Origin of the sequence: Microbacterium sp. Root553, assembly GCF_001426995.1 — a bacterium.
In the GTDB taxonomy this organism is placed as follows: Bacteria; Actinomycetota; Actinomycetes; order Actinomycetales; family Microbacteriaceae; genus Microbacterium.
The window spans coordinates 36,993-62,707 of record NZ_LMFY01000002.1; the positions used below are offsets into that span (position 1 = coordinate 36,993).

General features: G+C 70.5%; 25 protein-coding genes and 1 pseudogene. 12 read left to right on the plus strand and 14 right to left on the minus strand.

Going from position 1 to position 25,715, the window contains the following annotated elements; genetic code table 11:
• Positions 1-22: 22 nt before the first annotated feature.
• From ASD43_RS14240 to ASD43_RS14255, 4 genes are all read left to right on the plus strand, one after another.
• Positions 23-640 (plus strand): TetR/AcrR family transcriptional regulator, encoded by a 618-nt coding sequence (locus tag ASD43_RS14240; RefSeq protein WP_235564197.1) that lies wholly within the window; start codon positions 23-25, stop codon positions 638-640.
• 144 nt (positions 641-784) lie between these two features.
• On the plus strand, positions 785-1,075 hold the full coding sequence (locus ASD43_RS14245) for a DUF4287 domain-containing protein (RefSeq protein WP_056419820.1): 291 nt from the start codon (positions 785-787) through the stop codon (positions 1,073-1,075).
• Positions 1,076-1,114: 39 nt separating this feature from the next.
• Positions 1,115-1,759: a dihydrofolate reductase family protein gene (locus ASD43_RS14250; RefSeq protein ID WP_056419822.1), complete on the plus strand. Its 645-nt coding sequence runs from the start codon at positions 1,115-1,117 to the stop codon at positions 1,757-1,759.
• Between the two features lie 48 nt (positions 1,760-1,807).
• Positions 1,808-2,785 carry a 1,4-dihydroxy-2-naphthoate polyprenyltransferase gene (locus ASD43_RS14255; protein WP_056419825.1) on the plus strand — a complete coding sequence of 326 codons (978 nt, stop codon included), beginning with the start codon at positions 1,808-1,810 and terminating at the stop codon, positions 2,783-2,785.
• A gap of 81 nt (positions 2,786-2,866) precedes the next feature.
• Here the strand turns inward: ASD43_RS14255 and ASD43_RS14260 are convergent, their stop codons facing one another.
• Positions 2,867-3,160 (minus strand): DUF4229 domain-containing protein, encoded by a 294-nt coding sequence (locus ASD43_RS14260; protein WP_056419827.1) that lies wholly within the window; start codon positions 3,158-3,160, stop codon positions 2,867-2,869.
• Positions 3,161-3,197: 37 nt separating this feature from the next.
• Complete coding sequence (locus tag ASD43_RS14265; protein ID WP_056419830.1) at positions 3,198-4,091, minus strand: hypothetical protein; 894 nt, start codon at positions 4,089-4,091, stop codon at positions 3,198-3,200.
• 149 nt (positions 4,092-4,240) lie between these two features.
• Between ASD43_RS14265 and ASD43_RS14270 the strand changes: the two genes are divergently transcribed.
• Complete coding sequence (locus tag ASD43_RS14270; RefSeq protein ID WP_056419833.1) at positions 4,241-5,221, plus strand: glycosyltransferase family 2 protein; 981 nt, start codon at positions 4,241-4,243, stop codon at positions 5,219-5,221.
• Positions 5,218-6,576 (plus strand): polysialyltransferase family glycosyltransferase, encoded by a 1,359-nt coding sequence (locus ASD43_RS14275; protein ID WP_056419834.1) that lies wholly within the window; start codon positions 5,218-5,220, stop codon positions 6,574-6,576. Before ASD43_RS14270 ends, ASD43_RS14275 begins: the two co-directional genes overlap by 4 nt.
• Here the strand turns inward: ASD43_RS14275 and ASD43_RS17335 are convergent.
• Positions 6,563-6,733 (minus strand): hypothetical protein, encoded by a 171-nt coding sequence (locus ASD43_RS17335; RefSeq protein ID WP_162247504.1) that lies wholly within the window; start codon positions 6,731-6,733, stop codon positions 6,563-6,565. The two genes, ASD43_RS14275 and ASD43_RS17335, sit on opposite strands and share 14 nt — an antisense overlap.
• On the opposite strand from ASD43_RS17335, the gene ASD43_RS14280 reads away from it, so the two are divergent.
• The 3 genes from ASD43_RS14280 to ASD43_RS14290 all read left to right on the plus strand — a co-directional run bounded on the left by ASD43_RS14280 (position 6,663) and on the right by ASD43_RS14290 (position 10,273).
• Positions 6,663-7,868, plus strand: a complete 1,206-nt coding sequence (locus tag ASD43_RS14280) for a cytidylyltransferase domain-containing protein (protein ID WP_442922235.1) — start codon at positions 6,663-6,665, stop codon at positions 7,866-7,868. The two genes, ASD43_RS17335 and ASD43_RS14280, sit on opposite strands and share 71 nt — an antisense overlap.
• An 84-nt stretch (positions 7,869-7,952) precedes the next feature.
• Complete coding sequence (locus ASD43_RS14285; protein WP_045253890.1) at positions 7,953-8,825, plus strand: N-acetylneuraminate synthase family protein; 873 nt, start codon at positions 7,953-7,955, stop codon at positions 8,823-8,825.
• Entirely contained in the window at positions 8,822-10,273 is a 1,452-nt protein-coding gene (locus ASD43_RS14290; RefSeq protein ID WP_157551046.1) for a DUF6716 putative glycosyltransferase, read from the plus strand. Before ASD43_RS14285 ends, ASD43_RS14290 begins: the two co-directional genes overlap by 4 nt.
• A gap of 8 nt (positions 10,274-10,281) precedes the next feature.
• Here ASD43_RS14290 and ASD43_RS14295 read toward each other — a convergent pair whose 3' ends face one another.
• Positions 10,282-11,217, minus strand: coding sequence for a hypothetical protein (locus tag ASD43_RS14295; protein WP_157551048.1), 936 nt, complete (start codon positions 11,215-11,217; stop codon positions 10,282-10,284).
• Between the two features lie 381 nt (positions 11,218-11,598).
• On the opposite strand from ASD43_RS14295, the pseudogene ASD43_RS17250 reads away from it, so the two are divergent.
• A pseudogene (locus tag ASD43_RS17250) lies at positions 11,599-11,674 on the plus strand.
• Between the two features lie 52 nt (positions 11,675-11,726).
• Here the strand turns inward: ASD43_RS17250 and ASD43_RS14300 are convergent.
• The 9 genes from ASD43_RS14300 to ASD43_RS14340 all read right to left on the minus strand — a co-directional run bounded on the left by ASD43_RS14300 (position 11,727) and on the right by ASD43_RS14340 (position 21,749).
• Complete coding sequence (locus ASD43_RS14300) at positions 11,727-12,617, minus strand: siderophore-interacting protein (RefSeq protein ID WP_056419849.1); 891 nt, start codon at positions 12,615-12,617, stop codon at positions 11,727-11,729.
• Positions 12,614-14,422, minus strand: coding sequence for an ABC transporter ATP-binding protein (locus ASD43_RS14305; protein ID WP_056419851.1), 1,809 nt, complete (start codon positions 14,420-14,422; stop codon positions 12,614-12,616). The genes ASD43_RS14300 and ASD43_RS14305 overlap by 4 nt, the downstream gene beginning before the upstream one ends.
• On the minus strand, positions 14,415-16,064 hold the full coding sequence (locus tag ASD43_RS14310; RefSeq protein WP_056419854.1) for an ABC transporter transmembrane domain-containing protein: 1,650 nt from the start codon (positions 16,062-16,064) through the stop codon (positions 14,415-14,417). Before ASD43_RS14310 ends, ASD43_RS14305 begins: the two co-directional genes overlap by 8 nt.
• Positions 16,061-16,849, minus strand: a complete 789-nt coding sequence (locus tag ASD43_RS14315; RefSeq protein ID WP_056419859.1) for an ABC transporter ATP-binding protein — start codon at positions 16,847-16,849, stop codon at positions 16,061-16,063. Before ASD43_RS14315 ends, ASD43_RS14310 begins: the two co-directional genes overlap by 4 nt.
• Before the next feature lie 11 nt (positions 16,850-16,860).
• The gene (locus tag ASD43_RS14320) at positions 16,861-17,958 is read right to left on the minus strand and encodes a FecCD family ABC transporter permease (protein ID WP_056419862.1); all 1,098 of its coding nucleotides are present in this window, start codon (positions 17,956-17,958) and stop codon (positions 16,861-16,863) included.
• Entirely contained in the window at positions 17,955-19,028 is a 1,074-nt protein-coding gene (locus ASD43_RS14325) for a FecCD family ABC transporter permease (RefSeq protein ID WP_056419866.1), read from the minus strand. The genes ASD43_RS14320 and ASD43_RS14325 overlap by 4 nt, the downstream gene beginning before the upstream one ends.
• Before the next feature lie 8 nt (positions 19,029-19,036).
• Positions 19,037-20,104 (minus strand): ABC transporter substrate-binding protein, encoded by a 1,068-nt coding sequence (locus ASD43_RS14330; protein WP_056419868.1) that lies wholly within the window; start codon positions 20,102-20,104, stop codon positions 19,037-19,039.
• A gap of 164 nt (positions 20,105-20,268) precedes the next feature.
• Positions 20,269-21,111 (minus strand): helix-turn-helix transcriptional regulator, encoded by an 843-nt coding sequence (locus tag ASD43_RS14335; protein WP_056419871.1) that lies wholly within the window; start codon positions 21,109-21,111, stop codon positions 20,269-20,271.
• Positions 21,112-21,131: 20 nt separating this feature from the next.
• Entirely contained in the window at positions 21,132-21,749 is a 618-nt protein-coding gene (locus tag ASD43_RS14340; RefSeq protein WP_056419874.1) for a TetR/AcrR family transcriptional regulator, read from the minus strand.
• 70 nt (positions 21,750-21,819) lie between these two features.
• Between ASD43_RS14340 and ASD43_RS14345 the strand changes: the two genes are divergently transcribed.
• Positions 21,820-23,106, plus strand: a complete 1,287-nt coding sequence (locus ASD43_RS14345) for an MFS transporter (RefSeq protein WP_235564186.1) — start codon at positions 21,820-21,822, stop codon at positions 23,104-23,106.
• 42 nt (positions 23,107-23,148) lie between these two features.
• Positions 23,149-23,589 carry an alternative ribosome rescue aminoacyl-tRNA hydrolase ArfB gene (gene arfB / locus ASD43_RS14350; RefSeq protein WP_056419885.1) on the plus strand — a complete coding sequence of 147 codons (441 nt, stop codon included), beginning with the start codon at positions 23,149-23,151 and terminating at the stop codon, positions 23,587-23,589.
• A 9-nt stretch (positions 23,590-23,598) separates the two neighbouring features.
• On the opposite strand, the gene ASD43_RS14355 is transcribed toward arfB, so the two are convergent.
• A complete protein-coding gene (locus ASD43_RS14355) occupies positions 23,599-25,680 on the minus strand; it encodes a bifunctional lysylphosphatidylglycerol flippase/synthetase MprF (protein ID WP_082539491.1) in 2,082 nt (693 codons plus the stop codon).
• Positions 25,681-25,715: the final 35 nt, after the last annotated feature.

Below are 25,715 nucleotides of genomic sequence, written 5' to 3' on the forward strand. Positions count from 1 at the left end.
GTACCGTCGCGGAGTGACAGAGATGCTGATGCCGATCGATCTGCGTCGCAACCCCGACGCCAGACTGCAGGTGTCGCGCATCGCCGCCGAGCTGTTCTGGCGTGACGGCGTCGCAGCGACCCGCGGCGAGGACATCGCCGCTGCCGCGGGGATCGCGACGCGGACGCTGTGGCGGTACTTCCGCTCGAAGGAGTCATGCGTCGAGCCGATCCTCGCCCAGCTCGGCCGACGTTTCTCCACGGTGCTCCGCGCCTGGCCGCTCGAGATCGGACTCGCGGACTACCTGACGGCGGCGAGCGTGCCGGGCCCCGCCGACTTCTCGACGGACGACATCGCGGCGATGCGCATCGTCGTGATGGGATTCGACGAGCCGGCGCTGCGCAGCGCGTGGCTCATGGTCTGCGATGAGGCCGAGCGCGAGGCGGCAGCCGTCTTCGCCCCTCGGCTCGGGCTGCCGGCCGATGCGGATGCCGCGCGTCAGGTGGCGGCGTCGATCTCGGGGGCGATCCGCGCGCAGAGCGATGCGATGAGCCGCGACTACGTCACCGCGGGAATCGTGCCGCGCAGCGAGGACGTACTCGAGCAGCTGGTCACCGCGATCGTGGACGCGAGCAACGGGCGTGTCGGGCCGGCCGTCTGAGGCCTCGACCGTCACCGCGACATTCGCGACGCGCGCGGGTGGCTGCGCGCAGGGGGTGCGCGATGTCGGATGCCTGGGGCATCATGATCGTGCGGCCTCTCCGCCGCACCGACATCTCCGTCGCATCGACATCCGGGAGCATCCATGTCCTTCCAGGCCTACCTCGACAAGGTCGAGACCCAGACCGGTCTCACTCCTCGACAGTTCATCCGGCTCGCCGAGGAGCAGGGTTTCGACGCCACGACGAAGTCGACGGTCGTCCTCACCTGGCTCAAAGAGGAGTATGGCCTGGGGCACGGTCATGCCCAGGCGATGGTGCACGTGATCCTCAAGGGTCCGAAGATCAGCGACAAGCATGTCGGCAAGGGCGGGGCGCACGGCGACGCCTCCGACACGCTCTGGCTCGACGGCAAGGACAGCAACCCGAACGCCTGACCCCCGTCCGCCGAATCGTCAGAGAAAGCGAGCAGCACCATGGCAGTACGCGTCGACCTCAACGTCTCTCTCGACGGGTTCGCGACGACCACCGATCAGACGCCGGAGAACCCGTTCGGCGATGACTGGGGCCGACTCGTGGCGGCCTACACCGCGACGCGCACCTTCCGCGCGCGGGTGTTCGGCGATGACTCGGGCGCGGGGACGACCGGCGTCGACGAGAAGTACGCGCACGCCTATTTCGCGGGCATCGGCGTGGAGATCATGGGCGCGGGGATGTTCGGGTTGCACCAGCATCCCGACGATCCCGAATGGCAGGGGTGGTGGGGCGACGCTCCGCCGTTCGAGGTGCCGGTGTTCGTGCTGACGCACCGGTCACGCGACTCGATCGAGTTCGCGAACGGCACGGTCTTCCATTTCGTCGAGGCGGCCCCCGCGGAGGTCCTGCAGCGAGCCGTGGAGGCGGCGGGCGACGCCGACGTGCGCATCGGCGGTGGGGTGGACGTGGTGCGGCAGTTCCTGCAGGCGGGGCTGGTCGACCGGGTGCACCTCGCGGTCAACCCGCTCGTGATCGGCAGCGGGGAGCGCATCTGGGACGGACTGCGCGGCATCGAGAACGACTATGCGCTGCACACCGAGGTGGCCGAGAGCGGTGTCGCTCACCTCACCTTCCGCCGCGACTGAGGGGCGGGCGCACCGGCGCACATCGCCGCCCCCAGTAGGATTCCGAGCGTGGCAGCATCCTCGAAGCGCAAGAACACCTCCGCCCGCGTGAGCGGCAATCCCGCGAAGCGGGCGAGTGGCGACCCGGCCCGGCGACCCGTCATCGAGGCGGGCCCGGTCACGATCGGCGACTGGGTCGGCGCCGCGCGTCTGCGCACCCTGCCGCTCGCCGTGGCCCCCGTCGTGATCGGCACCGGCGCCGCGCGCAGCACGGGACCGGAGTTCCACTGGGTGATCGCTCTGGCGTGCCTGGCGGTCGCCGTGCTGCTGCAGATCGGCGTGAACTTCGCGAACGACTACAGCGACGGCATCCGCGGCACCGACGCCGTGCGTGTGGGCCCGGCGCGTCTCACCGCATCGGGGCGCGTGACGCCGCGCACCGTGCTCGTGATCGCACTCGTGTTCTTCGCCCTCGCCGCCGCCGTGGGCATCGCGATCGTCGTGCGCACCGAGCAGTGGTGGATGCTGGCGATCGGCGCGGCCTGCATCATCGCCGCCTGGTTCTACACGGGAGGCAAGCGCCCGTACGGGTACAACGCTCTCGGCGAGGTCTTCGTCTTCATCTTCTTCGGGCTCGTCGCGACCCTCGGCACCACCTGGGTGCAGGTGTTCGCGCTGCCGCAGCAGGCCTGGCTCGGCGCCGTCGCCGCCGGTCTGTTCGCCTGCGCCGTGCTGCTCGCCAACAACCTGCGCGATATCGACCAGGACCGCCTGGTCGGCAAGAGAACCCTCACCGTGCTGATCGGCGCGCCGGCCACCCGGGTGCTGTTCACGCTGTTCGTGCTGGTGCCGTTCGGCATCCTCGTCGTCATCGCGCTGCTGTATCCGATCGCGTGGATCGGACTGCTCGCCCTGCTCGCGGGGCTGCCGGCGATCCTGATCGTCTGGACGTACCGTCAGCCGAAGGAACTGGTCATCGCCCTCGCCCTGACGTCGCTGACCGCCCTTCTGTACGCGGGCGCCCTGTTCTGGGCGCTCGCCGGCTGACTCGGCCGCATCCCCACAGCGGGGGAGTGCGCGCGGTGGCGTGCGCGGAGGAAGAGTGCGCGCGCCCGGGGGACAGGCGGGTCAGTCCTCGCGGCGGGTGATGCCGCCGTCGATCGCGGCGTCCTCGGCATCCGCATCGGCCTGTTCGGCGGAGCCACGGCTGTCGCGTCGTGCGACGATGCGCGCCGATGCGTCGGTGAGAGGTGCGCGCAGGAAGAGCATCGAGATGCTCACCCCGATCAGGGCGGCGAAGATCGCGGCGAGCCACCAGTACTCCCGGAAGATCGGGAAGAAGAACCACATGATCGCGAGCGGCACGAGGAATGCCAGCAGTCGGAGCACGGTGTAGACGAGGAAGGGTGCGCGGTTCTTCACCCGGCCAGTCTACGTTCGCGACCTGAGGCGTCGCCTGTCAGCTCCCGATCCCCAGATCTCGCAGGGGGATGCCGCGGATCACGCGCCTCCACGGGTGCTCGCCGAGCGACCACAGAAGCGCCGCGTCGACATCGAGAGCGAGGTCCTCGCATCCGACGGGGAGCGGCGTCGTGTCCCGCACCAGCCCCTCGCGCGGTCCGGACCACAGTGTGCCGGGGTGCATCAGGTCGGACTGCGACACGAGATGCCGGTCTCCCCAGCGCACGGCGCCCTGCATGTGGCGGATGCCGGGCGAGAACCGGGCCTGCTCGTGGAACGAGTCCTCGTCGGTCGCCGGCACGGTGAACTCGGCGATCCTGCCGGTGTCGTCCCTGCTGTATTCGCCGATCAGCACCCGGCGCAGCGGCGTGCCGTCGTCGTCGAACACGCGCCCGAGGTACGAGCAGCGCAGCTCGATCGGGTGCACGCGGGTGCGCACGGCGACGAGCGCCGTGCCGCGGAGCCCGTAGCGGGACGCGCCCGCGAGGCGGCGTGCGTCGGCACCGCGCACCCGGCGGATGCGCGCGAGATCGAACTCCCAGATCCCGCGTCCGGTGGCGGCGACGAACAGCCGGTCGTCGAACCATGCGAGCCCGCCGGCATGGATGGCTGCGGGCTGCAGCACGCCGTCCTCCTCGACGGCCAGCAGCACGTCGAGGTGCCGTGAGCGGTCGAGGTCGATGAACGCGACGCGGGAGGCGAGGTGATGGCCGTCGAGCTGCTGACGGAACCAGCTCACCGCGAGCCTGCGTCGGCCGTGCCAGATCCCGAGGTCGATGCCCTGCGGATACCAGCGTCGGGTCCACGACCGGGCGCTCAACCAGTGCAGCTCGACCGCGCCGCGGCGCTTCTGCCGCACCGGACGCCAGGTCGTTCCGAAGGGCCAGAGCATGCTCCCATCGTCGTGCATCACCGGGCGAGGGGGCGAATCCGACACCCGACGCACCTGGCGGCGTCTGACGTCACCGCGCGTTCACCCCCGCGTCCCCGACCGGCGACGAACGCCTGAGAGCATGCCGGGATCGCCGACCCGGGAGTCCCGTGCGCACACCGCTCGTCACCGTCATCCTGCCCGCCAAAGATGCCGGTGCCTTCATCGGCACGACTCTCGACACCCTGACCCGTCAGTTCGACGACCCGGGGGCGCTCAAGCTCGTCGCCATCGACGACGGCTCTCGTGACGACACCGGCATCCTGATGCGGCACTATGCGGAACGGTTCCCGCACGCGACGGTGCTCGTGAACGCGCGACCCCGGGGTCTCGCGAGCGCTCGCAATCAGGGACTCGAGCACGTCGAGGGCGACGCCTTCTGCTTCCTCGACGGGGACGACTGGATGCAGCCGCAGCGACTGTCGGTGCTGACCCGCCGTCTGCACGAACTGGACTGCGACGTCCTGCGCACCGATCACGTCACCGTCAGGGACGGCGTGCGCACGCTGGCGACGGCGCCCTACCCGTGGCGGGAGAGGGTGGTCTCACCGCGGGACGCGATCCTGCCCGATGACCAGCCGACCATGGTGGACTATCCGTTCGCGTGGGCGGGCATCCTGCATCGGCGGGTGCTCGACGACGGTCTCGCCGGCTTCACCCCGGGACTCTTCACCGCCGAGGACCGTCCGTGGATCTGGCGCCTGCACCTGCAGGCCCGCTCGTTCGCCGTGGTCGATGCCCCCGCCCTGCTCTATCGTCGCGGGGTGTCGACGTCGCTCACCCAGGTGCGCGATCGTCGCCAGCTCGACTTCGTGCGAGCGATGGCGGAGGTGCTCCAGCTCGTGGAGGCCGATCGCGAGGCCGAGCGCTTGCTGCCCAAGGCCGTGTGGAGCGTGCTGGCGCTGAGCTCGCGACACCTCGTGCGGTCCCGGCGGATGACCCCGGGACTGCGTGCCGAGATGCGCACCGCGGTCAGGGGGCTGCTCGCGAAGCTGCCGGACACCGAGGCCGCGGCCGTGCTCTCACGCCTCGACGGACCGCGACGGCGGGTGCTCGCACCCCACCTGCGGGCAGTCGGGAGGGCGGCATGACGCAGCTCTTCGCCCTGCACAGCGCGTACGGCCTCGCCACGGTGGCGGCGGCGCTCGACGGCGGACTGCTCGGCGCGCACGGCGAGCGCATCCTCGTGCCCTTCGTCTCGTCGCGCGTGCCGGAGACGTCGGTGGGGATACTCGCCGACCCGGCCCTCGCCACCCTGCGGGACCGCTTCGATCGGGTCGAGGATCTCGACGCGCTGCTCGGCCCCCTGCATCCGAGCGGGTGGCAGCCGGACGCCGCCGACCTGCCGCTGCTGCGCCGATTGCTGACGCGGGCCTGGCGGCTCGCCGACGACGACCTCGAGGTGTTCGTGCAGAGCCCGCAGGTCGCCCCGGCGCACACGCTCATGCTGCTGTTCCCGCACGCGCGACTCACGGTCGTCGGCGACGGGCTGATGACGTATTCGCCGATGCGCATCCGCCTCCCGCACACGGTGACGGCGCGGATCGGGGCCGTCGTGTACGCCGACGTCGTGCCCGGAGTGACGCCGCTCGTCGGGGGGACCGCGGCCGTGCCCGTGCCCGTCACGCCCGATCTCCTTCGCGCGGCTCTCGCAGAGACCGCCGAGGACGTCGACGACACGGCGGAGCTCGTCGATGCCCTCGGCGGGGAATCGACCGCGCTCGTGCTCGGACAGTACCTCTCGGCGCTGGGGCTGCTGAGCGAGCGCGAGGAGGTCGCCGCCCAGCGCGCGATGATCGACCGCGCGGCGCAGGATCGCCCCCTCCACATCGTGTTCAAGCCGCACCCCGCGGCTCCGCCTCGGCGCAACGACGCCCTGCGCGATCGGGCCGGAGTGCTCGGCATCGACTTCCGCGAGTACCACGGTGCGCTCGCCGCGGAGGCGTTGGCGGAGCGCATCGACGCCGGGGTCGTCGTCGCAGGGTTCTCGACCGCGCTGCCGACCGTGCACGCGCTGTTCGGACGGGATATCGACGCGGTGGGCACCGCCGAGGTGCTCGCACGGCTGACCCCGTACGAGAACAGCAACCGCGTTCCCGCGACGATCGTCGATGCGCTCACCCGCCCGGACTCGCCCTACCGCGACCCCGAACGGATGCAGCTGCTGATCGACGCGGTCGGCTACGTCATGCAGCCCCTCGTCGCCGCTCATCTGCGTGGTCGTGCCGAGACGCTGCTGCAGAGCATCCACCCCGCCGATCGCGAGCGGTACTTCACCGCGGACCGGCTGGCCGAACTGCGGCTCCCCGGAGCCCCGGCCGAGACGATGGTGCGGCGGATGCTGCGGCCCGCGGGAGGCGTGGGTCGCACCGAGCAGGTCAGGCTCACCGTGCGGGGTGCGGGCCGACGCGTCGGTCGGGCCTGGCGCGTGCTCAGGGGGCGGTGACCGGAATGACCACGACGAGGACGAGGGCGGCGATGACGAACGGGACGGCGACGACGATGACCGACGCGACAATGACCGACGCGACGATGACGGACGCGACGATGACGAACGCGACGACGCCGGATGCGGGTGATCGCGGACGGGTGGTCGCGATCATCCCAGCGCGCGGCGGGTCGAAGGGGGTTCCGCGCAAGAACCTCAGGAGGGTCGGGGGGATGCCGTTGGTCGAGCGCGCCGTGCGCAGCGCCCTCGCGGTCCCCGACATCGATCTCGTCGTCGTCTCGACCGACGACGACGAGATCGCCGCGGTCAGCCGTGCCGCCGGCGCGCGCGTCGTGCGTCGTCCGGCCGCGCTCTCGGGCGACACCGCCTCGTCGGAGAGCGCGATCCTGCACGCCCTCGAGGACCTCGAGGCCGCCGGTGAGCGCATCGACGTCGTGGCCTTCCTGCAGGCCACGTCGCCGTTCATCCCGACCGGCGCGCTCGCCGCCGCCGTCCGCGAGGTCGGCGACGGTCGGGCGGACAGCGTGTTCGCCGCACACGAGACCTACGGATTCCTCTGGGGGCGCGGCGGCGGCACTGCTGCCGATGCGGCGGTCGCACTCAACCACGACGCCGCGCACCGACCGCGTCGTCAGGATCGGGAGCCGCACTACCTCGAGACGGGCGCGTTCTACGTGTTCCGCGCGGAGGGCTTCCGGGCGGCGGAGCACCGCTTCTTCGGTCGCATCCGCATCGCCGAGGTGCCGGAGTGGACGGCGATCGAGATCGACGACGAGCAGCAGCTGCGGATCGCGCGAGCGCTCGCCGCGCTGCATGAGACGCCGGAGCGCATACCGGTCAAGGCCGTGGTCACCGACTTCGACGGGGTGCACACCGATGACACCGCGAGCGTCGACGCCGACGGTGTCGAGCGGGTGCGGGTGAGCCGCGAGGACGGCATGGGGGTCTCGCTGCTGCGGCGGGCCGGCATCCCGATGCTGATCCTGTCGACCGAGGTCAATCCGGTGGTGCGGGCGCGCGCCGAGAAGCTCCGCGTTCCGGTGATGCACGGCATCGACGACAAGGAGTCGGCGCTGCGCGGCTGGGCGGCGGACGCCGGCATCCCGCTCGCCGAGATCGCCTACCTCGGCAACGACGTCAACGACCTTCCGGCTCTGCGCATCGTGGGGTGGCCGATCGCCGTGGCGAATGCGCATCCGCTCGTGCTCGCAGCGGCCAGGGTCGTGCTCCGTCGCCGGGGCGGACACGGCGCCGTCCGTGAGCTGATCGAACGGGTGTTGCCGGGCTGACCGGTGCCGGTAACCGCGTGGTCGTGCGGCGTTCACCCCCGGAGCGTACTCAGGGAGGACGGCATCTCGACGACCGGAGGAACCATGACTGTCAGCATCGGCTCACGCGTGATCGGCGGCGGCCACCCCGCCTATCTGATCGCCGAGATCGGCCTGAACCACAACGGCGACGTCGACATCGCCAAGCGCCTGATCGACGTGGCGGCGAAGGCCGGTGCCGACGCCGTGAAGTTCCAGAAGCGCACACCCGAGATCTCCACCCCCGAGCACATGCGCGACGTGCCGCGCGAGACGCCGTGGGGGACCATGAGCTACCTCGACTACCGCCGACGCGTCGAGTTCGGGCGTGACGAGTACGTCGCGATCGGCGACCATGCCACGATGCTCGGCCTCGACTGGTTCGCCTCCCCGTGGGACGTGCCGAGCGTCGACTTCCTCGAAGAACTGAACGTCGTGGCACACAAGGTGGCCTCCGCGAGCCTCACCGACACCGAGCTGCTCGTCGCGCTGCGCGAGACGGGCAAGCCGATCATCCTCTCGACGGGCATGTCGACGATCGAGCAGATCGATCGCGCACTCGCCACGCTCGGCACCGACCGGGTCGTGCTGATGCACGCCACCTCGACGTATCCGCTGGAGCCCGAGGAGGCGAACCTCCGCGCGATCGCCTCGCTGCGCGACCGTTACCCCGGCATCCCCGTGGGGTACTCGGGCCACGAGCGCGGACTGCAGATCTCTCTCGCCGCCGTGGCGATCGGCGCCGTCGCGGTCGAACGGCACATCACGCTCGATCGCACGATGTGGGGCTCCGACCACGCCGCCTCGCTCGAGCCGACGGGGCTCGAGCACCTCGTGCGCGACATCCGGGTGATCGAGACGGCCCTCGGCGACGGCGTGAAGCGGGTGTTCGACAGCGAGCGCGCGCCGATGGCGAAGCTCCGTCGCATCTCCGCATGAGCGGATCGGGCATGAGCGGATCGGGCATGAGCGGATCGGGCGCGAGCGGATCGGGCGCGCTCCGGGTCGTCGCGATCGCCGATGCCGACTCGTTCGTGAAGTGGTCGGCGTCGCTGCTCGGCGGCGTGGCCGGCATCCGTCCGCATCTGCTGATCGTGCAGACGCCCCTGACGGCCAGCGTCGCGCAGCAGCGCACGGCCCTGGCCGGAACCGGGATGCTGCCCGAGAACGTCACTCGGGTGGCCTTCGCGCAGGCCGCGGGGTGGCTCGAGGGGCAGCGCCCCGACGTCGTCCTGCTCGCCGGGCGCGGGCCTTTCGTGCGGCTCATGGGCCGGGTCGTCGACGTGCTCTCCCGTCGCCCGGTCGTCGTCACGGGCCTACCAGGCATGGCGATCCCCGCCCAGCGGGGCGCTCTGGAGTACCGCCGTCACAGCGACCTCCTCGTGGTGCACTCGCACCGGGAGGAGCGGGCCTTCGCCGACCTGGGACATCGGATCGGCGTGCAGGTGCCGACGGCGCTCGCCACGCTGCCGTTCGCACGCTCGAGGTCGCGGATGCTCGCGAGCGACCCGGCTAGGGTGCGCGCTGCGGTCGCCGACTCCGACCGTCACTCCCGCACCCTCGTCGCCGAGCGACCCGTGCCGCAGGGTCAGGCCCGCCCGGCGCGGCCGCCGGCGACCGACCTCGTGTTCGCGGCGCAGGCCCTGGTCCCCGTCTCCCGGGAGCAGAGAGACGAGATCGCGGCGACACTGGTGCGCGCGGCCGAGGCCGATCCGACCCGCCGTGTGGTGCTCAAGCTGCGCTCACGGCCGGGCGAGGCCGAGACGCACCTCGAGAACGCCCCGTACCTCGACCTGCTGCCGACGCGGTTGCCTCCCAACCTGGCGATCTCGTACTCGTCGATGGCCCAGGCGCTGTCGACGGCGGCGGGGCTCGTGACCGTGAGCTCGACTGCGGCCATCGAGGCCGTCGCCCTGGGGATCCCGGTCATCGCCCTGGATTCGTTCGGGGTCAGCAAGAGCCTGCTGAACACGGTGTTCGTCGGCAGCGGTCTGCTCGGCGGGCGCAACGAGGTCGTGGCCGGTCGGTTCCGGCATCCGCATCCCGACTGGCTGCGCGACAACTACTTCCACCCGTCCTCGGAATCCGCGTGGTGGTCGCACGTCGAGCATCTGGTCGCGCTGCGGCGCGCCGGAGCGCTGCCCGCGCGCCGGGTGACCGCCGCTCGCGGCGGACGGATGCACGAGGCATGGCACCGCGCGAGCGTTCTCGGCTCCGAGGATCGCACGCTCAGCGGCGCGGCCGCTCTCGCGATCGGAGTGCCCGCCACCGCGGCGCTGGCCGCCCTGCGCCGCGGTCGCGCGCCGGTGGGCGGCGGCACCTGGGCGGACGCGTCGACGGACTTCACGCTCGAACCGAACCCGTTCCAGGACTCGATCCGGCGCTGAGTGCCGATCTACCTCGGGGCTGAGGCGCGGCCGATGATCGAGGGCGGGTTCGGGTCATCCCATCGCTGGAAGGTCTGCACTCCCCAGAACACGGCGAACAGGATCAGGGCGACCGCTTCGCCGACGAAGACGATCGGAGTCTCCCCGAACGTCTGGCGGAAGAGAAGAGCCACGACGAGCAGCACGAGGTCGGCGATCAGCAACCCCGAGATCCAGCGGTAGAGCGATCGTTGGCGAGGAGTGGGCGCACTCTCGCCCGGTTCGAGGGGGCCTCCCGCATGGAGGATCGGGACCGCCGAGAACACGCCGAAGAACAGCAGAGTCACGGCGAAGTGGATGCTGTGCACGGGCCAGAAGTTGAATGGGAAGGACTCGTTCAGCGCAGGGGCGAATGCGAGGGCGACGACGACGACGGCGGTGGTGACCGCGATGATCGACACCAGTCGGGCCGAGCGATCCGGGGTGCGGGTGCGGTGGCGGATCACCGCCGTCGCGACGACCACGGCCACGACCACGACCACATAGACGGCGATCCCCGCCTTGGCGGTGCCGATGTCCTCCGCCGGAATGCAGTCCACCGTGACCGGGCAGGGCAGGTGACCGACCGCACGAGGATCGGCGAGGCCCGTCGGAACGATCGCGATGAGGGGCGCGAACACCGCGCAGACATCGAGGAGAGTCGTGGCACGGCTCCGTCCGGAGAGCGCGAGGAGCACGACGGATGCCGCGAAGAGCGCTCCGACGAAGACATCGCGCCCGGGGGTGTAGAAAGCATGGCTGATCGAGGCGAGCGGCTGCCATCCGAACACCAGCGGCTCCCACGTCACGACGACGCTCTGCAGTGCGACACTGACGAGCAGCGTGAAGACGATGAGCACCAGGGCGAGACGCAGGTAACGGTGGGTCTTCTGCGGGGTCGTCGCGGGGGGAACTGCGGCTGTCATGAGGCGACCGTACACCGCTGCCCCTTCGCAGCTGCGCCTCGCACTCACCGCACCGAGCGCGAGCACCTGCATCCCGTGTGTGATATTCCGGGCGGCCGCGTAATGATCCGTGATCTCGCGCGTCTCTACAGGGGAGGGCCCTCTGCGGCCCTTCCCCCGGCACTCTCTGCCGGGCGGCCGCAGCCTTTCCTGGCTCCGGCGGGGGAAGGCGCGGGGGCGTCTTCCCCCTTTTCCGTTCCGACCTCTTCTGCCCCTCACGGGTGTGGTCGTGCGGTGCGGAAACGTCGCAGGGCGACGCGCTGCGCCATGATCCGACGCACTCTGTCAACCCCCGCAACGATTCTCGCCATCGGCGACGGGGCCGGGTAGCGTCGTCATCATCGCGGCGATCCGGGCGGTCCCGGGCCTCAGCTCATACCTGACGGCGTTGCGGGTTCGACTCCCGCCGTCGCGTCCACTTCGAGGCATGCGTGCCTCTCACGAATCACTCGTGCCAGGCACTCTCGCGGTCAGAGGCCGAGCGCATCCAGCCGTTCCTCGAAACGCACCTGCACGTCCTCGGGCTCGGCGCCCTCGCTGTCCGCCCAGGTCGCATCGAGATCTCTGCGCACCGACTCGGGCAGAGCGGCGAACTTCGTGTCCCACGAGTCAATGGGGGTCCAGTATCCGACGACCTTGAACCGGGTCGCGGGAAGGCCGAGCTCTCTCCTGAGGTACTTGCGGGCGTCTCGCAGGGCGACGGTCTCGCCCGCGACCCAGACGTATCCCTCGTCGAGCGCGAGTCGTTCGTCGACGATCCCCCGCACCAGCTGGCCGAGAGCACTGGGGCCGTGACCGTTGCCGCCGACCACCCACGTCACGTCGGCCTCGGCGCCGAAGTCGAAGGCGCCCCGATCGTGCTCTGGCGGCACCTCGACGACGATCCTGGTGCGGACGCCGGCGGGGGTGTCCACGGCGATGCGTGCGGCGGCGGGCAGTCCCGTGAGGTCGCACACGAGCACCTGCCAGGTGATGCCCGCAGGCGGCGAGTACAGCCCTGTCGGCGAGGTGAAGCCGAGCATGTGCCCCGGCTCGGCGCGCGCCGCCCACGGTCCCGCGACCCCCGACCGGTGGATCACGAAGTCGATGTCGAGTTCACCGGCCTCCGGGCGCACGCCGCTGATCGTGTACGTGCGCATCGGAGACTCGGGCGCTCCCTCGGGGGTCTCCCACCAGTCGCCCGCAGGGACGGGCAGTGAGACGGCCGTCGGGTCGTCTCCGTGCGGGAAGAAGACCCGCACGTATTCGTCGCCGACGCCCGTGCTGAGGAACTCGGAGACATCGGCGCCCCCGAGAGTGACGCGGGTGAGCATCGGGGTCAAGGTGGTGGTGTGGGTGACGATGCCGCGGTGGATGTTCACGGAGTCCCTCTCTGCTCGTTCGGGGGGAGAAGCTCGTTCGGGGGGAGATGCTCGTTCGGGGAGCGATGGAGCTGCGGACCTTCCGTCTGCGCCAGCCAGAAGCGGCGATAGAGCCCGTCGGTCGCCAGCAGGTCACGGTGCGTTCCGCGTTGGGCCGCGCGCCCCTCGGCGAACACGATGATCTGCTCGGCGGTCGACACCGGCTCCAGTCGATGCGCGATGAGCACGGTCGTACGGTCCCTGCGCAGCACCCTGATCGCCGCTTCGACGGCGTCGCGGTGGTGGAGCCCGACATCGGCCGTCGCCTCATCGAGGATCACGACGGCGGGGTCCGCGAGCAGCGCCCGTGCGATGGCCAGCTGCTGGATGCGTCCCTCGTCGATCCGGGCGCCCGCATCGTCGGAGGTCAGCGAGTCGACAGCCCACTCGGCACCGACGGCGATGAGCGCGGCGACCATCTGGTCGTGGGTCGCCGCGGGAGCGACCAGGCGCAGGTTGTCGGCGATCGTGCCGCGGAACCGGTGCAGCTCCTGCGAGAGGTAGTACGGGACGGTCGTCTCGGGTTCCACGTCGACGACGCCGGATGTCGGCGGGTGATGCCCCGCGATCACACGGGCGAGGGTGCTCTTGCCCGAACCCGACGAGCCGACGAGCGCGGTGGTCGTGCCCGGCGCGATGCTCAGTGTGACGTCGCTGATGCCGCGCCCCGTCGTCGGGTATCGGTAGCCGACATCGCGCAGCTCGATCCCGACCCTCGGGCGGACGACGGGCTCGCGGTCGCCGACACCGACCGGCGCTTCTCGCGGCGTCGCCGGAGCGAGGTCGATGACGCCCACGAGCCTGGCGAGTCCGATCGCCGCGCGCTGGATGTCGTCGAGACCGAAGATGAGCTGACCCACCGGATCGAAGAGTCGATGGAACAGCAGCGCCGCAGTGGTGACCATGCCGACGGTGACCGCGTCGCCCGCGTGCAGCAGGAACCCCGTCGCGAGGATGGCACCCAGGCCGACCAGCTCTCCGGCGTTGATCCAGCGGAACAGACGGTTGCGCACACGGACGCCCTCGACCTGCATCCGGATCGAGTCCTCCGCCCGCGTGCTGACCCGTTCGAGCGCGTGGTCCTGCTCGCCGAGAGCGGTGAGCGTCTCGATGCCCTCCACCGCCTCGAGCACGGCCTGGCTGCGTGCGGCCTCGCGCACGCGCACCTCGCGGAACACCACGCGAGAGCGACGGAGGAACGCCCGGGTGCCCAGCAGGTAGAACGGCACACTCGCGATGCCCGCGAGAGCGAGCCGGGGATCGAGCGCCGTCAGAGCGAGCACGGAGACCCCGATCGCGAACCCCGCCGACAGCAGCACCGGCACGACGTTGCCGCCCGCCTCGGCCACCGCATCGACGTCACCGGTCACCCGGGAGAGCAGGTCGGCCGTCTCTCCGTCATCGACCGTGCTCACCGGCAGACGCATCGCCGAGGCGAACACGTCCTCACGCAGGTCGGCCAGCACATCCTGAACCAGTCCGGCCAGCACACGAGCGGCCCAGAGCATCGCCAGGGCGGCGCCGACGGCGCCGGCTCCCGCGGCGACGACCCAGCCGGCGACGACCGCGATGCCCGCATCGTTCGAGACCGCGTCGACGATGCGGCCGAGGCATGCGGGCAGCACCACTCCCAGTGCGGACGCGACGAGGAACAGTGCGGCGGTCGCCACCGCCCGTCCGCGGTGGCGGCGCAGCAGCGTCGCGATGACGACGCGCACCCTGGCGCCCGTCGCTATCGGCAGCAGCGGGGCCGGGGCCTCAGTCATGGGCGGCATCCGTGTCGTCGGGCGACAGGTCGATGACCCGATCGCAGGCGCCGAGGAGCACCGGTGACGTGCTGATCACGATGGTCGTCCGGTCGAGCGCGGCCAGCGCTGCGGCGATGTGCGCCTCGGTGATGGCGTCGACGGCCGAGGTCGGCTCGTCGAGCACCAGCACGTCGGCGTCGGTGTGCAGTGCGCGTGCGATGCCGATGCGCTGACGCTGGCCCCCCGAGAGTCGTCTGCCGGCCTCGCCGACCTGGGCGTCCCACCCACCGGCCTCGGTGATCGTGTCGTGCAGGGCGGCGACCGCCGTCATCTCGGGTGACGGGGCGGCTGTGGCGCCGTGGCCTCCCACGGCCTCGCGCAGCGTGCCGCTCATGATGGTCTGACGGTGGGGCAGCGCGACGACGCGTCGGCGGTACTCCTGCGGGTCCAGATGCCTCGGGTCGTGCAGGGCGCCGTCGATGGCGACCGCGACCGCGTCGGGGGCGGGAGGCGTGCGAAGCCCCAGCAGCCGCGAGAGCGCGCGGGCCTCGTCGCTGTCGGAGGGGCGGATGCCGAGCAGCTCGCCGCGGCGCACATCGATGTGCGGGGACCCCTCGGGGCCGGGGCGGAACGTCAGAGCGATACCCGCCTCGACGGGGCGTCGCTGCGCGGAACGGGGCGCGGCGAGCGGGACGTCGAGCAGATCGTCCGTGTCGATCATCTCGGCCAGTCGCTTCGCCGAGGCGAGCTTGTGGATCCAGTTCGAGGGGAACGATCCGGCGTACGCGAGGGATCCGCTGAGGAACTGCGCGAGACCGAGCACGGTGACGAGCTCGCCGATGCTGATCTGTCCCTCGGCGGCGAACCACGCCGACAGTCCGGCGAGCGCGGTCGTCGCCACCGCGGCGAGCACGGAGCTCACCGCGTCGTACGCGGCGAGAGATCGCCCGGCGGTCGTCGCCGCGATCCGGCTGGCGCCACTGGCCGTGACGTATCTGCGCACCGCCTCCTCACGGGCCCCGATGCCGACGAGCACCCGGAACCCGGCCATGAAGTCGGCCGCGACGGCGCCGGCCTCCGTCGCGGCGCGCTGCTCTGCGGCGCCTCGGCGTTCGATAGGGCGTGAGACGATCCGCATCGTGACCATCATCGCGAGCGTCGAGGCGAACACGACCAGCGTCGCGATCGGCGAGATCACCAGCATGGCGAACGCGGCGCCCGCGATCGCCGCGATCGTCGCGCACTGCTGCGCGACCGACCACGCGACGCCCGCCACGCGATAGGTGTCGGAGGTGACGAAGGTCAGCGCCTCACCGGGGGTCATCGCCCGTCGGGAGAGGCGAGGGCGCAGCATCCGCGAGAGCGTGAGGTGGCGCAGCGCCTGCTCGCCGTAGCCGTAGACGCCGACCATCAGACGGGATGCGGCCTGGTAGCTCGCGGTCAGCACGAGGAACGTGCCCAGGAGCACACCGAGCCACAGCGCGAGAGCCTCCGGGTCGGATGGCAGCACGGCGCGGTCGATCGTGGCGCCGATGATCACCGGGATCGCGGCCTCGGTGAGCGAGTGCACGATGAGCAGCGTGGTCGCGGCGGTCAGGGTGATCCCGCGTCCCTGCGAGGTGAGGGCGAGCGCGAAGAGCCGGCGGGGGGTGGTCGTCATCGCGTCCGCCGCCCCAGCGGCAGCACGAGCGGAGTGCCCGATACCGGATCGGTGATCACCGTGCAGGGCAGGTCGTACACGGCCTCGACGAGTTCGGCCGTGATGATCTCCCGCGGATCTCCCTGCGCCACGATCTCGCCGTCCCGCATCGCGACGAGGTGGGTCGCGTAGCGGGCGGCGTGGTTGAGGTCGTGCAGCACCGCGACGAGGGTCGTGCCGCTGCGGTGCAGATCGGCGAACAGTTCCATGAGGTCGATCTGGTGGGCGATGTCGAGGAAGGTCGTCGGCTCGTCGAGCAGCAGATGCCTGGTCTGCTGAGCCAGGGCCATCGCGACCCAGACGCGCTGGCGCTGACCGCCCGAGAGCTCGTCGACGAGGCGTCGAGAGAGGTCGGTCACGCCGGTGGCGGCCATGGCCTCGGCGACGGCTCGCTCGTCGGCGCTGCTCCACGTGCGCATCGCGCTCTGATGCGGAAAACGGCCGCGCCCCACGAGATCGGCGACCGTGATGCCGTCGGGCGCGATCGACGACTGGGGGAGGAGGCCCAGCTTCTTCGCGGCATCCTTCGGCTTCAGGGAGCGCAGCTCGGCGCCGTCGAGCAGCACGGTCCCTGTGCTCGGACGCAGCAGCCGGGCGAAGCCGCGCAGCAGCGTCGACTTGCCGCACGCGTTGGGGCCGATGATGATCGTGAACGAGTCATCCGGCACCTCCAGCGACAGCCCCGAGACGATCGGGGTGTCGGAATAGTTCAGTGTGATGTCGCGGGCCTGCAGCGAGGTGGTCATCGGTGGTCCTTTCAGGCGCGGCGCGCGTACTGGGCTGCCAGCAGCCAGGCGAGATAGATCCCGCCGACCGACACGGTCACCACGCCCACCGGCACGGAGACGAGCTGGGCGAGGGTGTCCGAGACGACGACGAGTGCGGCGCCCGTGAGCATCACGGGGACGGTGCCCATCGGCGTGTTCGATCGGGTGAGTCGCTGCGAGATCTGCGGGGCGGCGAGGGCGATGAACGAGATCGGACCCGCGGCGGCGGTGACGAGGGCGACCAGCGCCACCCCGAACACCATCGCGGCGAGCCTCGTGCGTCCGGGGCTCACGCCGAGGGCGGTGGCCGCGTCGTCGCCCATCTCGAGCACCGGCAGGGTGCGGTTCAGAGGCAGGGAGGCGAGGGTGACGACCGCGAAGACGATCGCGGCGGGAACCAGCTGGTCGAATCCGAGGGAGGCGAGGGAGCCGGCGCCCCAGGTGGCCGCCATCATGGCCTTCTCGACGCTGACCGAGATCAGGATCCAGGAGGTGAGCGACCCGAGTCCCGCCGAGACGCCGATGCCCACGATGATCAACCGGAACGACGACAGCGTGTTCCTGTGGGCGAGCACGTAGACGAGCAGAGCGGTGATCAGCCCGCCGACGAGAGCGCCGACCGCCTTGAACATGTAGGTGTTCAGCTCGAGCACGACCATCATCAGGGTCACGCCGAACTGGGCGCCGACGCCGAAGCCGATGATGTCGGGGGAGCCGAGCGGGTTGCGGGTGAGCGACTGGAAGATGCCGCCGGCCAGCGCGAGGGCGGCTCCGCAGAGCACCGCGAAGAGCACACGCGGCAGTCGCCATTCGAAGACGACCTGGCGGATGTCGGGGTCGGATGCCGGGTCGACGATCGCGCGGATGACCGAGGGGAAGTCGACCTCGTAGGCGCCGATCGTCATCGATGCGAGGCCCGCCGCGATGATCACCGCGACGAGGACGGCGCTCACTGCGACCGCGCGCACCGGGATGAGTGCCGCGACCCGCGAGGTCTCGATGCGGAGCAGCCGGCGACCGTGGTCGACGGGGGTGAAGTCCCGGGTCCGCCGGTCGTGAGAGGACAGGCGTCGCTGGTCGATGCTCACAGTCCGCTCACCCGCTTGCGACGGACGAGGATGATCAGGATCGGTGCGCCGAGCAGCGCCGTGACGATGCCGACGCGCAGCTCGCCGCTGGGCAGCACGATGCGGCCGAGGACGTCGGCGAGAAGCAGGAAGGCGGGGCCGATGATCATCGAGTACGTGAGGACCCAGCGCTGATCGGGCCCGGTGAACCAGCGCACGACGTGCGGGATCATGAGGCCGACGAAGGCGATGGGGCCGGCGGCGGCGACGCTCGTGCCGGCGAGGATCGTGACGGCGGCGATGACGAGCACGCGCGTGACGCGCACGCGCGCCCCGAGCGACTGCGCCAGGTCGTCGCCCAGTGCCAGGGCGTTCAGCGAGCGCGCGCACAGCAGTCCGATGAGCAGGCCGGTCGCGATGAGCGGAGCCGCCCAGGCGAGCTGGTCGAGGGTGCGCCCGCCGATGGATCCGACTCCCCAGAAGCGCATGACCTGCAGTGTGCCGAGATCGCGCAGCACGATCGCGGTCGTGAAGCCGGTGAACGCGGCGCCGAGCGCGACCCCCGCGAGTGTGAGCTTCATCGGTGTGGCGCCAGAGCGCCCGAACGAACCCAGCGCGTAGACGAGCATCGTCAGCACGAACGCGCCGAGCAGAGCGAAGGGCACGTAGGCGCCAGGGGTGGTGAGACCGAGGATGCCGACGGCGAACGTGACGGCGAACGAGGCGCCCGCGTTCACCCCGAGGATGCCGGGGTCGGCCAGCGGGTTGCGGGTGAAGGCCTGGATCAGCCCGCCGCAGACGGCGAGAGCGGCTCCGACGACGATGCCGAGCAGCGTGCGGGGCACGCGCAGCTCCCTGACCATCAGATGCAGCGGGTCGTCGTCGTCGTATGCGAAGAGCGCGTGCAGGACCGTCGCCGGGTCGATCGCACGGTTTCCGATCGCCAGCGAGGCGACGGCGGCGGCGGCCAGGACGATCACCGACACGATCAGTCCCGCCGCGAGCATGCCGGTGCGGCGCGGGGAGCCGTCTGCACGACTCCCCGCGCCGGTGTTCGAGACGTCCGTGCCGTCTTCCGTCGCCAAGGACATCTCTCGGATCACTCGCCGGCGATGGTCGGCTCGCCCTGCAGTGCGGCGGCGAGGTCGTTGACGTACTTCGGCAGGATGTACTTCAGCGAGAGCACGGTGGGTGCGCTGATCGCCGATGCCTCCGCGGCGTCGGCGTAGATCACGTAGGAGCCGGCCTCGATCGGCGCCCAGCGGGAGACGACCTTGTTCTCGACCGTGTACGTGCCTTCATCCGCGCTGCCGCCCCATGCGGCGAACAGGTCGGCCTGCACATCGTAGAGCTTCTCGAGACTCACGCCGGTGTACCAGTTGTCGCCCTCGGCGCTCGCCAGGAAGCTGTCCATGGCCGACGTCGAGGTGAAGCCGAGCGCCTCGGTGATGCGCACGCGCGGGTCGTACTCGAGGTAGACGCCGAGGTCGGTGCCGCCCTCGTTCAGGGTCAGGCCCCAGACGAACGTCTTGTCGTCGAACTCGGGGTGCTCGTCGGCGAGGGTGGTGATCATCTCCTCGGTCTCGGCGATCAGCTCTTCGGCCTTCGCGTCCTCCGACATCGCCGTGCCGATCGTGCGGGTCATGTCCTCCCACGTGCTCGGGTCCCAGGCCCGCTCGATGTAGGGCACGGTCGGTGCGATCTCGGTGAGGCGCTCGTACTCGACGTCGGTGACTCCCGAGTAGAGGCTCAGGATGAGGTCGGGCTTGAGCGCCTTGATCGCCTCGTAGTTGGGGCCGTCCTCCGTGAAGGGGATGATCTCGGGCGTCTCGCCGTACTCCTCGGTGACGAAGTCCTCGAACCAGGGCTGGTAGCCGCTCTCGTCGGCGCCCCAGACCTCTTCCATGCCGACCGGGTTCGTGCCGAGGGCCGCGACGATGTCGGGGGTCATCCAGCCGAGGGTCACGATGCGCTGCGGCTTCTCGGGGATGATCGTCTCGCCGTGGGCGTGCTCGATGACCACGGCATCGCCGGATACGGATGCGGGGGCGGATTCCGCGGTGTCGGCCGGTGTCGCGCACCCCGCGAGGGTGAGGGCTGTCGCGATGGCGGCCGCGATGAGCGCGGCACCGCGGCGGGTCTTCGGGCGCGCAGAAGCGTGCGTCATGATTCTCCTTCAGAGAGAGGGGAGGGGCGTGCCGCGTCCACGCGGCGGGAAGTTAGGTAAGCATGCCCTAACACAACGATGCTAGGACGAGGATTGCGCGCTGAGTGTCGATAGACAGACGACTTGTGTCGCTGAATCGACAGTCCGTGGTCATCCCGGGAGCGTCATCGCCAATACAGCTGATGAACCGGGTCGGCCTGCACGCGCGCCACATGCTGCCGGGGGGTCGTGCCGAACCGTTCTTTGAACGCCGCGGAGAACGCGCTGGTCGTGGCGTACCCGCAGCGGTGGGCGGCGGCGCCGATGGGGGTGCCGTCGACGATCAGTCGGGCGGCCAGTGTCATCCGCACCCCGGTTCGCCACCGGCCGAACGTCATGCCGACGTCGTTCTGGAAGATGCGCAGGACGGTGCGCTCGTGAAGCCCGTGGGCTCCGAACAGATCCCGCGCACTGCGGGGGTCGCCGGGGTCGGCGAGCACGGCCTGCACGAGCGATCTCACCCGTTCGTCGGCCGGCATGGGCACCTCGCCCCAGCCGTCTGCGGTCTCTGCCGACGGGTGCTGCAGCATCTCGATGAGCACCGACTGGATGCGCACCCGCAGCTCGGTGGGCATGTCGTTCACCCCGAGGTGCAGGAGCATCTCCTGCACGGCTCGCGGCACCAGCACCTGCACGATGTCATCGATGGGGGAGAGCAGCGACGCATCGGAGATGTAGGTGTAGCACCCCGTCGAGTCGCGTTCGTGGCGGGCGGTGTGCGGCGTGCGTGCGGGGATCCACAGGCCCTGCCCGGGCGCGAGGCGCCACATGGCATCCTGCAGCTGCACCCAGACCGTGCCGCGGTAGCACCACGCGAGCATCGCATCGGGATGGGAGTGCGGCGGTGCGAGCGGCCGGGTGTCGGTGTCCTCGCCCGTGACGACCCCCGTGCCCATCAGGTACGGCTCGCGGATCGTCGACGGCTGCACCGGGCTCGCGGCCCACTCGTCCTGTCGATAGGAGTTCACTCTGTGCTCCGCGTCGGGCTCTATCGGGCGTCGCTCGCGGTGATCCGCGCCTCGACCGGGGCCCATCCGCTCTCGAGCACGCGGAACCCCGCATCGAGGATGCCGAGCTGGTCGCCGTTCTCGTTCACGAGCAGCTGCATCTGCAGCACGAAACGCGAGTACACGCGGATCTCCGGGGTCGGCGCCGTCAGTCCGAGCTCGTCCGCGATCGCATCCGCCAGGGCGTCCTCGTGCCGCAGCCACATCCTCGCCGCGTAGTCGCGCAGCGCCGGAGTGGCGTTGAGGAAGTCGAGGAAGATCCGCGTCACGTCATTGCCGTGTTCGTCGATGTTCGCGCCCACTTCGGCCGTGTAGAAGTCGCGGATCGCCTGATTGATCGTCACGCCGCCGGCGCGCTCGCGAACGGCGGAGACCAACCGGTCGCGCTGCTCGTCGTCCTCGTCGAAGACGAGCGCCTCCTTCTGCGGAAAGTGCGCGAACACGGTGGTGGGAGAGACGTCGGCGGCGTCGGCGACCTCGCGGATGCTGACGTTGTCGAACCCGCGCTCGAGGAACATCATCGTCGCGACGTCGGAGATGTTCTTCCGGGTCGCTGCCTTCTTGCGTTCACGGCGCCCGAGCGGCTCGGTATCGGTCATGCGTCCAGGGTATCGCGCACTCGTTCCAAAACTGGCTTGACACCAAAACTGGTATTGATACAGTTACGGAGTGACTACACCTAAAATCTCGTCTGCGCACGGCGAAAAGCGCGCGTGGCTCATGCTCGTCGTGCTGACGATGCTCACCGTCGTCGGCATGACCGTCGTGCTCCCCGTCCTGCCGTTCGTCGTGCTGCAGTACGTCTCGCACGAGGACGATCTCGCGATCTGGGTCGGCGTGCTCGAGGCGGTCAACGGCCTGTGCGCGTTCCTGGTCGCCCCGTTCCTCGGCCGGCTGTCCGATCGCTTCGGCCGCCGCCCCGTGATCATCGGCGCCGCATTCGGCGCCGCGTTCGCCATGACCCTGTTCGGCATCGGCGGCGCCATCTGGGTGCTCGTGCTCGCCCGCGTCATCCAGGGGCTCACCGCCGGCGACCTGCCCGCGCTGTTCGCGTATCTCGCCGACATCACCCCTCCCGAGAAGCGCGCTCAGCGCTTCGGTCTGCTCGGCGCGCTCTCGGGCATCGGCATGATGATCGGGCCGGCGATCGGCGGTCTGCTCGCCACCGTGAGCCTGCAGCTGCCGGTGTTCCTCACCGCCGCCGTCGGCCTGACGATCGCGATCCTCAGCATCTTCCTGCTGCCCGAGAGTCTCGCGCCCGAGAACCGCATCACGCGGATCGCGGTGCGCGACATCCAGCCGTTCGGAGTCTTCAGGGAGGCCTTCGGGCGCAGGGAACTGCGCGGCCTGATGATCGGCTTCGGCCTGCTGGCGCTGCCGTTCGGCTTCTTCGTCAACAACTTCAGCGTGCTGGCGCTGGATGCGGTCCAGTGGGGGCCGACGCAGATCGGTCTGCTCACGGCCGGCGTCGGCATCATCGACATCCTCATCCAGGGCCTGCTGCTCGGCATCCTGCTTCCTCGCATCGGCGAGCGCGGCGTGATCATCAGCGGCATCGTCGCGCAGGCGATCGGACTCACCGCCCTCGCGATCGTCGCCTCGATCTTCGCGCAGCCGTGGGTGTTCATCGTGGGCGCTCTCATGCTCGCCGCGGGGCAGGGGGCGTCGACCGCGGCGTTGGACGGTGCGATGTCGAATGCGGTCGGAGACGACGAGCAGGGATGGCTCGGTGGCGCGACGCAGTCGCTGAACGCGGCGATGGGCACGGTGGCGCCGCTGATCGCGGGCGCCCTCTACGTCACCGTGAGCCATGCCGCGCCGTACTGGCTCGGGGCTGCGCTCATGCTCGTCGCCGTGGTCGTCGTCGGCCGCGCACACATCGTGAACACCGCGAAGCGAGAATCCGTCGACACGGAGTCCGTCCGGCCGATCGAGCTCGCGCACGCCGACGGCTGAGATGGCGGGCAGGGACGGGCGTGGGGGAGGGATGATGGAGGCATGCCGTCATCCCACCGCCCGGGTCTGCGGGTCTCGTCGGGCCTCACCATCCCCGAGGCCGAGCTGTCGTGGCGGTTCTCGCGGTCATCCGGTCCAGGCGGTCAGGGCGTGAACACCGCCGATTCCCGCGTCGAGCTGGTGTGGGATGCGGGGGCGAGCGCATCGCTCACCCCCTACCAGCGCGAGCGACTTCTCGACCGGCTGAGCGGTCGTCTGGTGAACGGGGTGCTGACGATCGCCGCCTCAGAGCACCGGGCCCAGCTGCGCAACCGCGACGCCGCCCGCGAGCGGCTCGTGGCCCTCGTCGCCGATGCTCTGCGCCCGCCCGCACCGCAGCGCCGTGCGACGAAGCCCAGTCGTGGGTCGAAGGAGCGGCGCCTGACCGCGAAGAAGCAGCGCACCGGGATCAAGAACCTGCGCAAGCCTCCGCGCGACGGGTGATCGCTGCGGTCAGTCCTTCTCGTCGCCGGTGCCGCGCACCAGCTCGAGCCCCGCTCCGGCGAACTGGCGCAGGGTCGCGTCGGGCAGGAACGCTCGGGTGAGGGCGCGGCCGATCGCGGCGAGATCGACCTCGTCGCGATACAGCAGGTACATGGTCTCGTAGCGCGGGTGGAACTTCTGCTTGAAGCGATGCAGCGAGCCGAAGCCGTACACGGGTTCGAGCGCCTCGGCCAGACGGTCGCTGAGAGCCGCGATCATGCCGGCATCCGGCGGATAGTCGTGGGCGAGCGGGGCGCCCGAGAGTGACATGATCTCGGCACCCTCCTCCGAGAACTGCCGTGCGGAGGACCCGATCAGATACTCCATCACGGGGCCGAAGCCGCCCTCGCGGCGGCGCATGAGATCGAGCGTCCACCCGCGCACGGTGCCGCCTTCCCCGTACACCGGCAACCACGACAGGAACCCGTCGACGTCGCCGTTCGGGGCGAGGGCGAGTGCGAGGCGCACCTCGGGATCCTCCGCCTCATCGAGCGTGCCGAGGGTGAACCGCATCTCCGGGAGGTCCTTGTCGCCGACCCACGCCTCGGAGATCGCCCGCAGCTGCTGCTGCACGCCCCACGATTCGGCCTTGAGGTGCGTCATCCGGAACGTCATCTCATCGCGGCCCGCCCTGTTCAGCGAGGTCCGCACCGAGTTCCAGCGCTTGCCGGTGAACTCCAGCCCCGGCAGGTCGACGATCGTGTCGTCGGCTACCACGATGCTGCGCCAGGTCGCGGGCACGGCTCGGCGTGTGGCATCGTCCGCGCTGAAGAAGCACGGCACGAGTCCGGCGTTCTCGGCCGCGCGGATGAAGGATGCGACGGCCCCGGCACGGGCCTGCGCGGGGCCGATCGGATCCGCGAGCGCGAGGGCGACCCCGGCCCGACGCTGATAGGCGACCAGCCCGCCGGGGATGCGGGCGTAGCTGTTGCCCTCCCACGTCGACATCCACGACAGCGTCCCGCCGCCGTGCTCACGCAGCGCCACCTTCACCTCGTCGGCGGTGGGAGCGGGCTGCGTGCCGAGGAGCGATCTCCGCTTCGCGCGGAACGCCCGACGCACGGCGATCAGGTAGGCGAGCATGATCACCCACAGCACGGCGTTCGCGAGAGCGAGCTCCGTGTCGCCGTCCCAGCGCAGGTCGACGTCGGCCTGCGAGAACACCGTGATGAGCACGAGCACGAGGGCCCCCACCAGGATGTTGAAGATCCCGAGCAGCATCACGAGCACCCACGCCCAGCGTCGCCCGCGGCGCAGTCCGGTGACCAGCACCACGATGACGACGAGGTCGAGCGCGAGGTCGATGAATCCGCCTGACGCGGGGTCGGTCTGACCGAACGGACCGTCGGTGGCCACCAGGGTGGTGATGATCTCGACCGCACCGAGCACCAGCAGCGAGACCACGGCGACGAGGCGCTGCTCCCGCACCGTCGTGCGCTGGACGCGCAGGGTGCGGTCGGCGAACAGGATCAGCAGCACCGCGAGCAGGTGCTCGAGGTCGGCGACCTTGCCCCAGAACAGCATGGAGATGAACACGAACCCCAGCAGGACCAGCCAGCCTCGCACCCGCCACGGCGGGCGGAAGAGTCCGACGGCCGCGGCGATGCACGCCATCGTCCCGCCGGATGCTCCGACATCGAGCGCCTGCGCCTGCGTGGCGGCCCAGGCCCAGGGCAGCTGCGAGGCGATCAGCAGCACGAGGGCGGTCGCGAACATCGCGAACAGCTGGCCGATCCAGTAGTAGGCGAGAGCGACCCTGCTGCCCCGACGGAATTCGAGGTACGCCATGCCCCAGAACCCGGAGATCGTGAAGAGATAGACCCAGGGGGCGTTGACGAAGAACGTCCCGGTCAGCGGCGTCCACCACCGGCCGGCGAGGAAGTTCGGCAGTCCGTAGGCCACGTCCTCGAACAGCGGGGTGCTCTCGAACGGGCGCCACAGGCCCTGCCAGGCCACGCCGACGATGAGGATCAGCAGCACCATCGTCAGAGTCGCCGGAATCCTCCGCACGACGGCGAGAGCGGGATGCGCGGCGGATCGCGTCTCGGTCATGCGCTCAGCGTACCGACGGTCACCGCGCGGCGGGA